This window comes from Saccharopolyspora sp. NPDC045941 (assembly GCF_056431445.1).
This window is the reverse complement of the sequence record NZ_JBWKKU010000022.1, coordinates 88682-102507: the sequence shown is the minus strand read 5'-3', so window position 1 is coordinate 102507 and position 13826 is coordinate 88682. Positions and strand designations below refer to the sequence as shown.

The 13826-nt window shown below is 68.6% G+C and carries 13 protein-coding genes; 11 read left to right on the top strand and 2 right to left on the bottom strand.

From position 1 onward, the window contains the following. The first annotated feature begins 266 nt into the window (after window positions 1-266). From AC07FN_RS19715 to AC07FN_RS19665, 11 genes are all read left to right on the top strand, one after another. On the top strand, window positions 267-1451 hold the full coding sequence (locus tag AC07FN_RS19715) for a macrolide family glycosyltransferase (protein ID WP_478396914.1): 1185 nt from the start codon (window positions 267-269) through the stop codon (window positions 1449-1451). Window positions 1452-1816: 365 nt separating this feature from the next. Then, window positions 1817-3142, top strand: a complete 1326-nt coding sequence (locus AC07FN_RS19710) for an L-fuconate dehydratase (protein WP_478396913.1) — start codon at window positions 1817-1819, stop codon at window positions 3140-3142. Next, entirely contained in the window at window positions 3135-3884 is a 750-nt protein-coding gene (locus AC07FN_RS19705) for an SDR family NAD(P)-dependent oxidoreductase (RefSeq protein ID WP_478396912.1), read from the top strand. Before AC07FN_RS19710 ends, AC07FN_RS19705 begins: the two co-directional genes overlap by 8 nt. Before the next feature lie 13 nt (window positions 3885-3897). Beyond that, window positions 3898-4224: an L-rhamnose mutarotase gene (locus AC07FN_RS19700; protein ID WP_478396911.1), complete on the top strand. Its 327-nt coding sequence runs from the start codon at window positions 3898-3900 to the stop codon at window positions 4222-4224. Further along, window positions 4221-5210 (top strand): aldo/keto reductase, encoded by a 990-nt coding sequence (locus tag AC07FN_RS19695; RefSeq protein ID WP_478396910.1) that lies wholly within the window; start codon window positions 4221-4223, stop codon window positions 5208-5210. The genes AC07FN_RS19700 and AC07FN_RS19695 overlap by 4 nt, the downstream gene beginning before the upstream one ends. An 89-nt stretch (window positions 5211-5299) precedes the next feature. Then, window positions 5300-6133 carry an NAD(P)H-binding protein gene (locus AC07FN_RS19690; RefSeq protein WP_478396909.1) on the top strand — a complete coding sequence of 278 codons (834 nt, stop codon included), beginning with the start codon at window positions 5300-5302 and terminating at the stop codon, window positions 6131-6133. Between the two features lie 54 nt (window positions 6134-6187). After that, window positions 6188-6952 carry an arginase family protein gene (locus AC07FN_RS19685; RefSeq protein WP_478396908.1) on the top strand — a complete coding sequence of 255 codons (765 nt, stop codon included), beginning with the start codon at window positions 6188-6190 and terminating at the stop codon, window positions 6950-6952. 475 nt (window positions 6953-7427) lie between these two features. Then, entirely contained in the window at window positions 7428-7880 is a 453-nt protein-coding gene (locus tag AC07FN_RS19680; RefSeq protein WP_478396907.1) for a L,D-transpeptidase, read from the top strand. Between the two features lie 668 nt (window positions 7881-8548). After that, entirely contained in the window at window positions 8549-9349 is an 801-nt protein-coding gene (locus AC07FN_RS19675) for a GNAT family N-acetyltransferase (protein WP_478396906.1), read from the top strand. Between the two features lie 111 nt (window positions 9350-9460). Then, window positions 9461-10198, top strand: coding sequence for an AAA family ATPase (locus tag AC07FN_RS19670; protein ID WP_478396905.1), 738 nt, complete (start codon window positions 9461-9463; stop codon window positions 10196-10198). Between the two features lie 235 nt (window positions 10199-10433). Further along, on the top strand, window positions 10434-11120 hold the full coding sequence (locus tag AC07FN_RS19665) for a hypothetical protein (protein ID WP_478396904.1): 687 nt from the start codon (window positions 10434-10436) through the stop codon (window positions 11118-11120). A gap of 120 nt (window positions 11121-11240) precedes the next feature. Here the strand turns inward: AC07FN_RS19665 and glpK are convergent, their stop codons facing one another. After that, a complete protein-coding gene (gene glpK / locus AC07FN_RS19660; protein WP_478396903.1) occupies window positions 11241-12746 on the bottom strand; it encodes a glycerol kinase GlpK in 1506 nt (501 codons plus the stop codon). 31 nt (window positions 12747-12777) lie between these two features. Beyond that, window positions 12778-13524, bottom strand: a complete 747-nt coding sequence (locus AC07FN_RS19655) for an MIP/aquaporin family protein (protein WP_358579448.1) — start codon at window positions 13522-13524, stop codon at window positions 12778-12780. Between the last annotated feature and the right edge of the window lie 302 nt (window positions 13525-13826).

Genomic DNA, 13826 nt, shown 5'->3' with positions numbered 1-13826 from the left:
CCACGTGCAGTACTACCTCTGATCAGGACGCCGCGACGGCGGCGATCCCCGGGCGGCTACACCGCCTGGTTCCACCGCACTTCGGTGCGCATCATTCCCAGTCCGGGAATTCACCGCTCGCAACCTCCGAGCGCTGACCGCTGGTGTCCGGCCGTCCGCGCTCAGGTGTTCGGTGCGAGGCGGTTGCATGCGACCGGTGCGGCGATCCGATTACCTTTCGCGCTCCTCGCTGCGGCGAGGGCGTTCCTGATCAGGAGTAGAACAAGATGGCCGACACGGCTCAGAACAGCCACCGCACCAGGCCCGCGCACATCGCGTTCATGTCGATTCCGGCGCACGGGCACGTGAACCCGGGCCTCGGGCTGGTCGCCGAACTGGTGACCCGCGGGCACCGCGTCACGTACGCGACGACCGATGACTTCGCGACGCAGGTGGCGGAGGCCGGCGCGACGCCGGTCCGCTACACCTCGATGCTGCCGGGCCCATCGGCGGAGACGCAGGAATGGCCGGAAGAACAGGTCGCGGCCCAGGAGATGTTCCTCGAAGAGATGATGGCCGTGGTGCCGCAGCTCGAACAGGCGTACGCGGCCGACCGGCCGGACCTCATCGTGTACGACATCGCGGCCTTCCACGCGCTCGTGCTGTCGGAGAAGTGGCAGGTGTCCCGCCTCCAGCTGTCTCCGACCCACGTGTACTTCGAGGGTGTCGAGGAGATCTTCGGCATTGAGTTGTCGCCGGAGGCCCTTGCGGTGCGGGCGAAGTACGACGAGTACTTCGCCCAGCAGGGCACCGGACTGGTCTTCCACGACGTGGAGGCGTCGAACCGCTGCGTCGTGACCATTCCCCGCTCCTTCCAGTACTTCGGGGAACGGGTCGCGGACTCCTACACCTTCGTGGGGCCGATGCTGACCGAGCGCGCGTTCCAGGGCGATTGGCAGGCGCCGGACTCCCGTCCGGTGCTCGTGATCTCCTTGGGCTCGGCCTACAACGGCCGGGTGGAGTTCTACCGCAAGTGCGTGCGCGCGTTCGCCGATCTCGACTGGCACGTGGTGATGTCGGTGGGGCGGTCGACCGATCCGGCGGAACTCGGTGAGATTCCGCCGAATTTCGACGTGCGCCAATGGATTCCGCAGTTGCGGATGTTGTCGCAGGCGAGCGCGTTCATCACGCACGCGGGCATGGGCGGCACCATGGAGGGCCTGTACCACGAGGTGCCGCTGATCGCGGTTCCGCAGGCGGCCGACCAGTTCTTGAACGCGGCCCGGATCGAAGAGCTCCAGCTGGGCACGCAGGTCGACTGCGAATCGGTGACCCCGGAGCAGCTGCGGGCCGCTTTGGAGCAGGTCACCTCGAGTGAGGCGATCCGGCTGCGGTTGAAGGAGATGCGGCGGGAGATCCTGGAGTCCGGTGGCTTGCGGCGGGCCGCTGAAATCGCCGAGTCCCAGCTCTGACGAGGGCGGCCGAGGTGGGCTGCCGAACAATCGGGCAGCCCACCATCCGCCGCCGGGCGACGAGACAGGGTGGTGTCGCGTTCCGCGAGCGCCGAAGCCCGCGCTCGGTGTCGAGCCACTGCTCGGTCCCGGCCGGGCAAAGCAAGCCCGGCAATGCCGCAGCACGGTCACGGCGGGCTCCCGGCGGCCCAGTCCTCCTGGGAGTGGTCCACCTGCGGGTGAAACCGGCGATCGGTCCTCCTCGCCGACCCGGTACCGCACGCCGGATGCGAAGTGAATCTTGGAATTCGCTGTTCCGGTAGCTATACCTGAGGGCACGGCGTTGCCGGGAGGAGCGCGGACGTGCCCGAAACGAGGTGGACGTGATGGCTGGGGCGATCAGGGGGATTCGGACCTACGACATCCGGTTCCCCACCTCCCGTGAGCTGGACGGTTCGGACGCGATGAACCCGGACCCGGACTACTCGGCGTCCTACGTCGTGATCGACACCGATGCGCCGGACGAGGCCGAGGGGCACGGCTTCGCCTTCACCATCGGCCGCGGCAACGACGTGCAGACCGCCGCGATCAAGGCCCTGGAACCGGCCCTGGTCGGCCGGGACGTCCAGCACACCCTGGACGACCTCGGCGGCATGTGGCGAGAGCTGGTGCACGATTCCCAGCTGCGCTGGCTGGGTCCGGAGAAGGGCGTGGTGCACATGGCGATCGCCGCCGTGATCAACGCCCTGTGGGACCTGAAGGCCAAGAGGGCCGGCAAGCCGCTGTGGCAGCTGCTCGCCGAGCTGACGCCGGAACAGCTGGTCGACCTCGTCGACTTCCGGTATCTCAGCGATGCCCTGACCCCGGACGAAGCGCTGGACATCCTGCGCCGGGCCGAACCGGGCCGCGCCGCTCGTGCGGCGGAGCTCCGCGATGGCGGTTACCCGGCGTACACCACGACGCCGGGGTGGCTCGGGTACTCCGACGAGAAGTTGCGCAGGCTCTGCCGGGAGGCGGTCGACCTGGGGTTCCGGCAGCTGAAGCTCAAGGTCGGTGCGGACCTCGCGGACGACGTCCGCCGGATGCGGATCGCCCGCGAGGAGGCCGGTCCGGACATCCGCATCGCCGTCGACGCCAACCAGCGCTGGGACGTGGGAATCGCGATCGACTGGATCCGGGAACTCGCGCCGTTCGACCCGTGGTGGGTGGAGGAGCCGACCAGCCCGGACGACGTGCTCGGCCACGCGGCCATCGCGCAGGCGATCGCCCCGGTCCGGGTCGCCACCGGCGAGCACGTGGCGAACCGGGTGGTGTTCAAGCAGCTGTTGCAGGCGAACGCCCTGTCCTACCTGCAACTGGACGCCGCGCGGGTGGCCGGTGTCAACGAGAACGTGGCGATCTTGTTGCTCGCGGCGAAGTTCGGGGTGCCGGTGTGCCCGCACGCGGGCGGGGTGGGCCTGTGCGAGCTGGTGCAGCACCTGGCCATGTTCGACTTCGTCGCGGTGTCGGGGTCGATGGAGGACCGGGTCATCGAATACGTCGATCACCTGCACGAGCACTTCGTCGATCCGGTGACGATCCGCGGCGGCAACTACCTGGCACCTGACCGCCCCGGGTTCTCCGCACAGCTGCGACCGGAAACGCTGGTCGAGTACGCGTATCCCGACGGCCCGGTGTGGACGTCGAACGGGAGGGGACGGATGCATGAGTGAATTCGCCGGACGGACCGCCATCGTCACCGGGGCCGGTTCGGGCATTGGGCTGGCGGTTGCCACCGAGCTGGCCGCGCGTGGTGCCTCCGTCGCCGCCCTGGACCTCGATCCCTCCGGAGCGCCGGCGGACGTGCTGGGGTTGCGTTGCGACGTGACGGACGAGGAGTCGGTGTCCGCCGCCGTCGAACAGGTCGTGCAGCGGCTCGGCGGCGTGGACGTCCTGGTCAACAACGCCGGAATCGGTGCTCAGGGCACGGTCGAGGCCAACGCCTACGACGAGTGGAACCGGGTATTCGACGTCAACGTCCTGGGCATCGTGCGCACGACCCGGGCGTGCCTGCCGCACCTGCGCCGGTCCTCGACCGCGGCGATCGTGAACACCTGCTCGATCGCGGCCACCGCAGGACTGCCCAACCGGGCGCTCTACAGCGCGAGCAAGGGGGCGGTGCTGTCGCTGACCATGGCGATGGCCGCCGACCACGTGGCGGAAGGAATCCGCGTCAACTGCATCAATCCGGGCACCGTCGACACCCCGTGGGTGCGCCGGCTCCTCGAGGCGGCCGACGACCCGGAGGCGGAGCTGCGCGCGCTGCAGGCCCGCCAGCCCACCGGGCGGCTCGTGTCGGCGGCCGAGGTCGCGGGGGCCGTCGCCTACCTCGCCGGTCCGGCGGCCGGGGCGACCACCGGCACGGCGCTCGCCGTGGACGGCGGGATGCAGGGCCTGCGCCTGCGGAAGAGCTGAGGAGAAGCCGGAGATGCAGCGAATCGCCTTGCACACCAAGCTGAAGCCCGGCAAGGAAGCGGAGTACGAGCAGGTGCACGCGGTGATCCCGGCGGACCTGGATGCGGCTCTCCGCGCCGCGGGCGTGCACAGCTGGCGGATCTGGCGAGACGGCCAGGACCTGTTCCACGTCGTGGAGGTCGAGGACTACCAGGCGATGCGGCATGCGCTGCGCGACCATCCGGCGAACGTCGCCTGGCAGGCCACGATGTCCGAGCTGCTGGACGTTGAGGACGACTACTCGGGCACCGACACCGGCCTGACGCAGGTGTGGGAGCTGCCCGGGAGCGGGGGCGCATGAAGTCCGTTCGGCTGGGCGGATCGGCGGTTTCGGTCTCGGCGTTCGGATTCGGCGGCGCGGTGATCGGCAACCTCTACCGCGCGGTGGACGAGGACACCGCGTTCGGCGCGGTGCATGCGGCGTGGCACGCGGGCATCCGCTTCTTCGACACCGCCCCGCACTACGGGCTCGGGCTGGCCGAGCGCCGACTCGGCCGGGCCCTCGCCGGGCGGCCGCGGGACGAGTTGGTCGTGTCGACCAAGGTCGGCAGGCTGCTCGTGCCCGATCCGCGCGGCTCGGCGTGGCGGGACGACGCGGGCTTCGAGGTTCCTGCCGACCACCGGAGGGTGTGGGACTTCAGCGCGGACGGGGTGCGGCGTTCGCTGGACGCCAGCCTGCACCGGCTCGGCCTGGACCGGATCGACGTCGTGCTGATCCACGACCCGGACGACCACTGGGAACAGGCCGTCGGCGAGGCGTACCCGGCCCTGCACGAGCTCCGGTCGCAGGGCGTGATCGGTGCGATCGGCGTCGGCATGAACCAGTGGCGGATGCTGGAGCGGTTCGCCGCCGAAACCGACGTCGACGCGGTGATGCTGGCGGGCCGGTACACCTTGCTCGAACAGTCCGCAGTGGACACCATGCTGCCGACGTGCCTCCGGCGCAACGTGTCGGTGCTCGCGGCCGGCGTCTTCAACGGCGGGGTGTTGGCGACCGACGAGCCCGGCCCGGAAGCGATGTACGACTACGCCCCGGCCGCGCCGGAGGTGCGGGAGCGCGTGGCGCGGATGGCCGAGGTGATCCACCGGCACGGCGCGAGCGTGCCGCAGGTCGCGATGGCTTTCGTCGCTTCGCACCCGGCGGTCGCGAGCGTCGTGGTGGGCGCTCGAACCGCGTCGGAGGTCCGTGGCAACGCCGAACTGTTCGGCCGCGCGGTCCCGGCCGAGCTGTGGGGCGACCTGATCGCGGCGGGCCTGCTGCGCCCGGACTCGGTGCTTCCGGGCTGACGGCAATTCCGGGTTATTCAATTGACCTCGAGCGCGGTGGAGGTTCTAACTTGGGAAGTGATCACCGATCGCTCTGAGGGGATTTCTTCATGACCGTGTTGGTAACCGGTGCGACGGGGAATGTCGGGCGGCGCGTGGTGGATCGCCTGCTGGCCGCCGGGACTCAGGTGCGGGCGTTGACCAGGCGTCCTGAAGCGGCCGGGCTGCCGGGTGATGTCGAGGTGTTCCGGGGCGACCTCACCGATTCGGATGCGCTGGTGAAGGCGCTGGCCGGGGTCGGCAGCGTGTTCCTGTTCCCGGTGCCCGAAGGGATCGAGGCGTTCGTCGAGCGGGCGAAGGCGGCGGGTGTCCGACGTGTCGTCGTGTTGTCGTCGAAGGCGGTGGAGTTCGCCGACGGCAACGCGATCGGCGAGCGGCACCGGGTGATCGAGGAGGCCGTGGAAGCAGGCGGCTTCGAGTGGACGTTCTTGCGACCCGGCGCGTTCGCGACCAACACCCTGGCCTGGGCCGGCTCGATCCGCGCCGAAGGAGTCGTCCGCGAGCCGTTCGTCGATGCCCAGCAGACGCCGATCCACGAGGACGACATCGCGGCGGTGGCGGAGACCGCCTTGCTGGAGGACGGGCACGCCGGAGCGGCGTACGCGCTGAGCAGGCCGGAGGCGCTCACGGTGCGCGAGCAGGTGCAGGCGATCAGCGCCGCGATCGGTCGCGAGATCGGGCTTGAAGAGCAGACGCTGGAGCAGGCCCGCGCGCACATGATCGCCGAAGGCGTGCCGGAAGCCATCGTCGACGCACTGCTCTCCTACAGGGCGCGGAACGTCGAGAACGCGGAGCCGCCGGTGCGGACGGTTGAGCAGGTGACCGGGCGCCCGGCACGCACGTTCGCCCAGTGGGCCGTCGACCACGCGGACGACTTCCGTTGATGCGGCCCGGAAAACCGGTCGCCGATGGTGTTCCGGAACACCTAATCTCCTGATATGGCGATTGTTTCGGTTCCTTACCACCTTGACGAGCGGTTGCCGGAGCCCGGCCTCCCGCTGCCGTCCGACGCTACGACGGTGGAGATACCGCTGCCGGACGGCGACATGTGGCAGCGCCTCGGCGCGCTGTACTCCGTTGCCGTCGACGAGGTTGCCAGGGTCGCCGGCCGAGGCGAAGTGCCGACCGTGGTCTCCGGGGACTGCATGGTGTCGCTCGCCGTGCTCGCCGGACTGCAGCGCGCGGGAACCGACGCGGCGATCGTCTGGTTCGACGCGCACGGCGACGTGCAGACCGTCGAGACCACGGAATCCGGTTACGTCGGCGGGATGCCGCTGCGGATAGCGGTCGGCTACCGCCCCGAGCTGATCGCGGACCGGCTCGGGCTCCGCCCGCTGCCGGAGGACCGTGCGCTGCTGGTGGACGCCCGGGACCTGGACCAGGCGGAGGTCGAGTACCTGGCGACCTCGGACATCGCGCGGTGCGAGGTCGATGAGATCACCGAGGACGTCCTGCCGGACGGGCCGCTGCTCCTGCACATCGACGTGGACGTGATCGACACCGTCGACTTGCCCGGCATGAGCTTCCCGGTCGGCGGTGGGCCGTCGCGTTCGGCGGTGCTCACCGCGATCCGGCGGATCATGGCAACCGGGAGGGTCCGGGCATTCGACGTCGCCTGCACCTGGCGGCCCGACGAACAGCACGGCGAGGCCAGGGCACGAGTCCTGGAAGACCTGTTGGCGGTGAGCGAAGCGCCGCGCTAGGTCTTTCGCTGGACCGGCAACGATCTTCGTCCGGGTGCGGCCAGCCGCACCCGGGAGAGCCACACCGCCACGTCGCGACGCGTCGCCCCTCGACCGGCGCGCGGCGGTGCCATGAGCCGGGTGGTGCGTTCGGCGCGCACTACCCGGCCGCAAACCCATCCCGCAGGGCGGCCGCGAACCAGGGCCTCGGTGCGGTCGCCGCCGGTCTGGGAATGGCCTGCGGATCGTTGGTTTCTCACTCCGGGTGTTCGGTCGCGTACTGCTTGCTTATCGGCCATTTGGCCCTGGAGTGGGATTCGTCACTCGGCCCCGATACGCTGTTTTCCCAGCGGAGAAGGGCAATCGGACATCACATGCGCCTTTCTCGCATTTGCTGCCAGGCGTGGCGCGACCATTCAGCGGTACCGGACGCCGCACGGGAATGTGGCACCGTCGATGAGAGCACAGCGATGCGCACGCAGACGTGAGGAGGAAGATGAACAGCAGGAAAGCGTCCGCGCTGGCGGTGGCGGCTCTGGTCGCGGGCGGCGTGCTGGCCGGCGGGGTGGCCACCGCGCAGGCCGCGGGCGGCAGTCCGAGCCCTTGCCGGGCGAGCGCCAAGGCGTGCGTGAGCCTGTCGACCAACCAGGCCTGGCTCCAGAAGGACGGAAGCACCAGCTACGGCCCGGTTCCGATCACCAGCGGCAAGCCGGGTTCGGAGACCCCGACGGGCATCCACCGGGTGCAGTGGAAGGACGCCGATCACCGCAGCCGGGAGTTCAACAACGCGCCGATGCCGAACTCGGTGTTCTTCACCAATACCGGCGTCGCGTTCCACGAGGGCAGCCTCCGGGCCCAGTCCAACGGCTGCGTGCACCTGTCGACAACGGCGGCGAAGCGGTTCTTCGACTACCTGAACCCGGGCGACGAGGTCCAGGTCGTCCCCTGACGGCCCGCATCCGCAGCATCCTGCCTGGCGGACGCCTCTGAAAGTCCATTGTGGACCACAAGTGTCGCCCCTGCGGAGGAATGCGAAGGTTCCGGGGCGGGCTCCCGCCATCGATTCGAAGGATGTGCAGGTTCGGGCACCGGCCGGAACCGCAGCGGTGAACCGGTCACGGTCCACGCCGCGGTGGACCGGCTCGTCCTGCAGTTCGGAGTCGATCGTGCTTACGTCTTCGACGCCCGCCTCCGGGTGCGATTCTCCAGCAAGAGCCGGCTGAATGCGCCAGGGCGCGGGTGTTCCCGAAAAACCGCACTGCGGGCGGTCGTTGCTCGCTGCAGGGTGGCTTGCGCTGCTGTAGCGCCCGCCGAATTTCCCTTCGCCCTTTCGCATGATCTCCGACTGCCGAAGCGCACTGCGCGCTCTGGAACAGGCCACCCAGCCGAACAACTGAGTTCCAAAGGATCTGCTTGCGAAGAACCCCTGCTTCCAGGGAAGACTTCCCCTGGTCTTTGCGGAGGTCGCGAGCGTTCGACCGCCGTCACCGGCCCCGGCTGGACGAGTTCGGGCGCACGCGTGTGATCGCGGGTGCGCCCTATGATCCACAGGACCGCCAGAAGTCGCGTACCGAACCGGCTTGCTCCCTGCGCGCTCGACGAATTTGAGGAGCCTCGGTGACGGACCTCGCGGACTCGATCGAATCGATGGAACAGCTCGCGGTGATCTGGCGCGACATGGTGCTCGACCGTGATCCGGGTGCCGATGTGCGAGACCTCCCGGGCATCGCCGTTCGCTGGGCCGACTGCCGGTTCCTCTTCTGGAACTGCATCACGTTGACCGAGGTCGGCGCGGACGCGGAACTCGTCGGGCAACGACTGGGCCAGGCAGCGGACATCATGCGCTCGAAGCAGCATCCGGGCTTCCTGTGGATCTTTGAAGACCTCCTCGCCGATGACGCACACGCGGAGCTGGGCAAAGCAGCCGAGCGAGCGGGCCTGGCGCACGCCTTCCCCGGAACCGGCATGGCCGGAGACCTGCTCCCCATCCCCGAGCCCAGCCACCCCGACCTGACATTCGCGCGCGTGACCACCGACGAACAGCTGCGCACCTACGCAGATCTCAACTCGCGCGCCTACGGATTCCCTTTGGAGGACGGCCGCGACGGGCTCGTCGGCTCGGCGCTGTGGAAGAACCAGGTGCACGCCTACCTGGGCCTACGAGACGGAGTGCCGGTTACGTGCGCTGCGACCGTGGAAGCAGCGGGCCGTCTCTTCGTCGCTCTCGTCGCCACCGCCCCGGAGTGGGAGCGCAGGGGATACGGCGAGGCGGTGACGCGGAAGGCGCTGCACGAGGGCGGCCGGGCCACCGGACTGACCCGCGCCACGCTGCACGCGACCGTCGCTGGGGCACCTGTGTACCCGCGGATCGGCTTCAACCCGAACTCGCCGATGCACTTCTACAGCCTGAAGAACTGATCCCAGCCACGCCGCGCCTCGCGTTCCGGAAGTGTGCGACCCTCGGTGCAGCCCAAGTGCGCTAGGCAGGCTCGGGGCTGTGTTCCTGACGACGGTCGATAGGAAAGTCTGATGCTCGTCCGCCGCGCCTACATCCCCGAAGCGCAACGCCCGGAGTCGTTGGACACCTGGCCGTACACGGTGCCGTGCGTTGCAGAACTCGCCGAGCGCGGCCTGACCTTCACCGCGCCGGTGACCATGCTCGTCGGCGAGAACGGGTCCGGGAAGTCGACGTTGGTCGAGGCGATCGCGGAGGGCTTCAAGCTCGATTCGCACGGCGGACGGGCCGGCCGCAAGTACGGCAACGACCGGCCCAGGACTCCGCTCGGGGACGTGCTCAAACTGGAGACCACTTCGACCGGGAGCCGGATGCTGACCGGGCCGAGGTCGCGGCGCAAAGGTTTCTTCCTGCGCGCCGAGACCGCCTTCGGGCTGCTGAACACCGTGAGCGGCGTGTACGGCTATTGGGATGAGGACACCTCGACCATGTCCCACGGCGAGGGGTTCCTGACGGTGTTCGGGGCGATGTTCCAGGACCGCGGGTTCTACGTCATGGACGAGCCCGAGGCCGCGTTGTCCTTCGAGTCCTGCCTGAAGCTGGTGGGGTTGATGCACGAGCTCGGCAAGTCCGGCGCGCAGATCGTCTGCGCGACGCACTCGCCGATCCTGGCCGCCACGCCCGGCGCGGACATCATCGAGGTGGGCGAGCACGGAACCCGCCGCGTGAAGTGGGACGAGCTCGACCTGGTCGACCACTGGCGCCGGTACCTGGCCGACCCCGGCCTCTACCTGCGGCACATCACCGGATGAACCAACACCATCAAGGCCATTCGCGCTATAGATGGGGTTACCGCATGACGGCTGTGTCGCGGTCGCAGTGAACAGGCACGAGGACTCCGACCAGAGGTTTGGCGATGCGATCCCGTTTGGTGCATGATCTGCCCCCGCTCCGAGCGTGGCGGAGGCGGGGTCGATCAGGCGAGCAGGCCGGTTCTGGTGTCCGGGCCGCTTGCATTGCCGACTCCAACAGTGGAAAGGGACACGAGTGATTGGCTACGACGGTGAAGTCTGGGATCCATTCGGCACGTTGCGCCACGCGTTGTGGATCGGCGGCGGGCAATGGGCGGGCAAGTCCACCGTCGCGCGACTCCTGGCCGTTCAATACGGTCTTACCGCCTATCACTACGACTACCACGACGCTCGTGCCCACAACGATCGCCGGATCGCCCGCCGCATCGAACTTGGTGAGCCGTCCGCCGAGCCCGACCCGGACACCGTGTGGGTCCACCCCACTCCCGAGGACATGGCCGCCCAGACCCTGGCCGGATTCCCGATCCGATTCGAGTGGGCTCTGGACGACCTGCGGGCACTCGTCTCAGGACGCCCGATCATCGCCGAAGGATGGGGACTGCGGCCCGAGCTCGTCGCACCCATCACCGACTCACCGCGCCGGATGGTCGTCATGGTGCCCACGCAGGAGTTCCGCCAGTATCAGCTGCACGCACTACCTCGGGCCGCAGCCTTCGGGCATCAGGTCAGCGACCCCACCCGAGCGCAGCAGAACCGGCTCGCCCGGGACCGCCTCGTTGCTGACGAAGCTGTCCGCACGGCGCGGCGACTCGGCATCCGCGTGATCGAGGTCGACGGCTCCCGCGACGCCGAAGTCGTTGCCAACAGCATCGCGGACCACTTCGCCCCTTACCTCCCGCCGCCCGAGCCGGCGCATTCCTGATCACTCATGCGATCCCATAACACGGCGGCGTGACCCGTCACCAAGCTGATCTGCGAGGTGCCGGTCACGCCGCCGCGGTGCTGCTCGCGCGAAAGCGCCTGTCCTACAACCGAGAAGAGCTCACTCGACCCAGTCGAAGGTCTTGGTGACTGCCTTCTGCCACTGGTGGTACTGCTTTTGGCGGAGTTCCGCCGGCATCGCCGGGTCCCACTGCTTGTCCTTGGCCCAGTTCGAGCGGATGTCCTCCTCGCTGGACCAGAAGCCGACCGCGAGGCCCGCCGCGTAGGCCGCGCCGAGCGCCGTGGTCTCGGCGACCACCGGGCGGATCACCGGGACGCCGAGGATGTCGGCCTGGAACTGCATCAGCAGTTCGTTCTGCACCATGCCGCCGTCGACCTTCAGCGACTTCAGCGGGACGCCGGAGTCGGCGTTCATCGCCTCGATCACCTCGCGGGTCTGGAACGCCGTCGCTTCCAGCACCGCGCGGGCCAGGTGGCCGCGGTTGACGTAGCGGGTGAGGCCGACGATCGCGCCGCGCGCGTCGGAGCGCCAGTGCGGGGCGAACAGCCCGGAGAACGCAGGCACGAAGTACGCGCCGCCGTTGTCGTCGACGGAGCGCGCGAGCTGCTCGATCTCCGGGGCCGTGCCGATGATGCCCAGGTTGTCCCGCAGCCACTGCACCAAGGAGCCGGTGACGGCGATGGAACCTTCCAGGCAGTAGACCGTTTCCCGGCTGCCGATCTTGTAGCCGACCGTGGTCAGCAGGCCGTTCTCGCTGATCACGCGCTCCGTGCCGGTGTTGAGCAGCACGAAGTTGCCGGTGCCGTAGGTGTTCTTGGCTTCGCCGGGCGACAGGCACGCCTGCCCGAAGGTGGCGGCCTGCTGGTCACCGAGGATGCCGGAGATCGGGATTCCCGCGAACACGCCGCGCTCCCGGAACTTGCCGTACACCTCCGACGAGGACCGGATCTCGGGCAGCATCGCCATCGGCACGCCGATCTCGGCGCAGATGTCGGCGTCCCACTCCAGCCGTTCCAGGTCCATCAGCAGCGTGCGGGACGCGTTGGTCGGGTCGGTGATGTGCAGGCCGCCGTCCGGGCCACCGGTGCAGTTCCAGAGCACCCAGGTGTCCATGTTGCCGAACAGCAGCTCGCCCTTCTCGGCGCGCTCCCGGGCACCGTCCACATTGTCCAGGATCCACTTCACCTTGGGACCGGAGAAGTAGGTGGCCAGCGGCAGGCCGGTCTTGCTCTGGTACCGGCTCTGGCCACCCTCGCCGGTGGCCAGCTCGCCGACGATCTCGTCGGTGCGCGTGTCCTGCCAGACGATCGCGTTGTAGACGGGCTTTCCGGTGGCCTTCTCCCACACCACGGTGGTTTCCCGCTGGTTGGTGATGCCGCAGGCCGCGATGTCCGAGGACACCAGGTCGACCTTGGCCAGCGCGCCCGCGCAGACCTGCCGGGTGTTGGCCCAGATCTCGTTCGGGTCGTGCTCGACCCAGCCCGCCTTCGGGAAGATCTGCCGGTGTTCAATCTGGTCGGCCGAAACGACCCGACCGGAGTGGTCGAAGATCATGCACCGCGTCGAGGTGGTTCCCTGGTCGATGGCGGCGACGTACGAGGACATCTCGTTCTACCTTCCTAAGTGGACCGTTCGGTCAGCTGATGGGGAGGGCCAGGGCCAGCAGGCCGGCCAGCACACCGCCGATGATCGGGCCCGCGATCGGAATCCAGGAGTAGCCCCAGTCGGCCGAGCCCTTGCCGCGGATCGGCAGGATCGCGTAGGCGATGCGCGGCCCGAGATCGCGAGCCGGGTTGATGGCGTACCCGGTCGGGCCGCCGAGCGAGTTGCCGATGCCGATCACGATGAAGGCGACCGCGGCGTAGCCGAGCGCGGAGTTGCCGAACGACGGCACGCCGGGAGTTTCACCGACACCCGCCTGCGGGCTGAGGATGATCCAGAAGACCAGCACGAACGTGCCGATGATCTCGGTGACGAGGTTCCACGGAGCGTTCGGCACGGTCGGGCTGGTGGAGAAGATGCCGAGCGTGTTGGCCGGGTCGTCGTGGGTGTCGAACTGCAGCTTGTAGGCGGCCCAGCACAGGATCGCGCCCAGCGTGCCGCCGACGAGTTGCGCTGCGATGTAGACCGGGACCTCGGACCACGGCGTCTGGCCGTTCACCGCGAGCCCGAGGGTCACTGCCGGGTTGATGTGCGCGTTGGACGGCGCGGCGACGCTCGCGCCCGCGAAAACCGCGAAGCCCCAACCGAAGTTGACGAGCAGGAATCCGCCTTCGTAACCGCGGTTCTTGCGCAGCACGGTGTTTGCGACGACACCGCAACCTAACAGGGTGAGAATCGCCGTCCCCATCATCTCCCAGAGGAAGATCTCACCAAAACTCATGCTGCCGTTCCCCTCTTAATGCCGCCGTTGGCAAAGGCGGGTTCGCTGACTGTCCGAGATGGAGTGAGTCGGGACGGTACTGCCGCATAGCAACACGTGTCCACGAATGCCGCCACTCGTGGCAACAGGTTGGTCTGAACCGCCTAGTCCCACGTCTCGGCTGGTAGTAGCGGATGCCCGAACCGTCGATCGGTGATCTCGATCGACCGGTGGCGCGGGCCCGGTGGACGGCCCGCGACGGGGGCGTACCCCGGGCATCGTTGCGCATGGCAAGTCACATTAGACTTGTGAAAACAAACGTT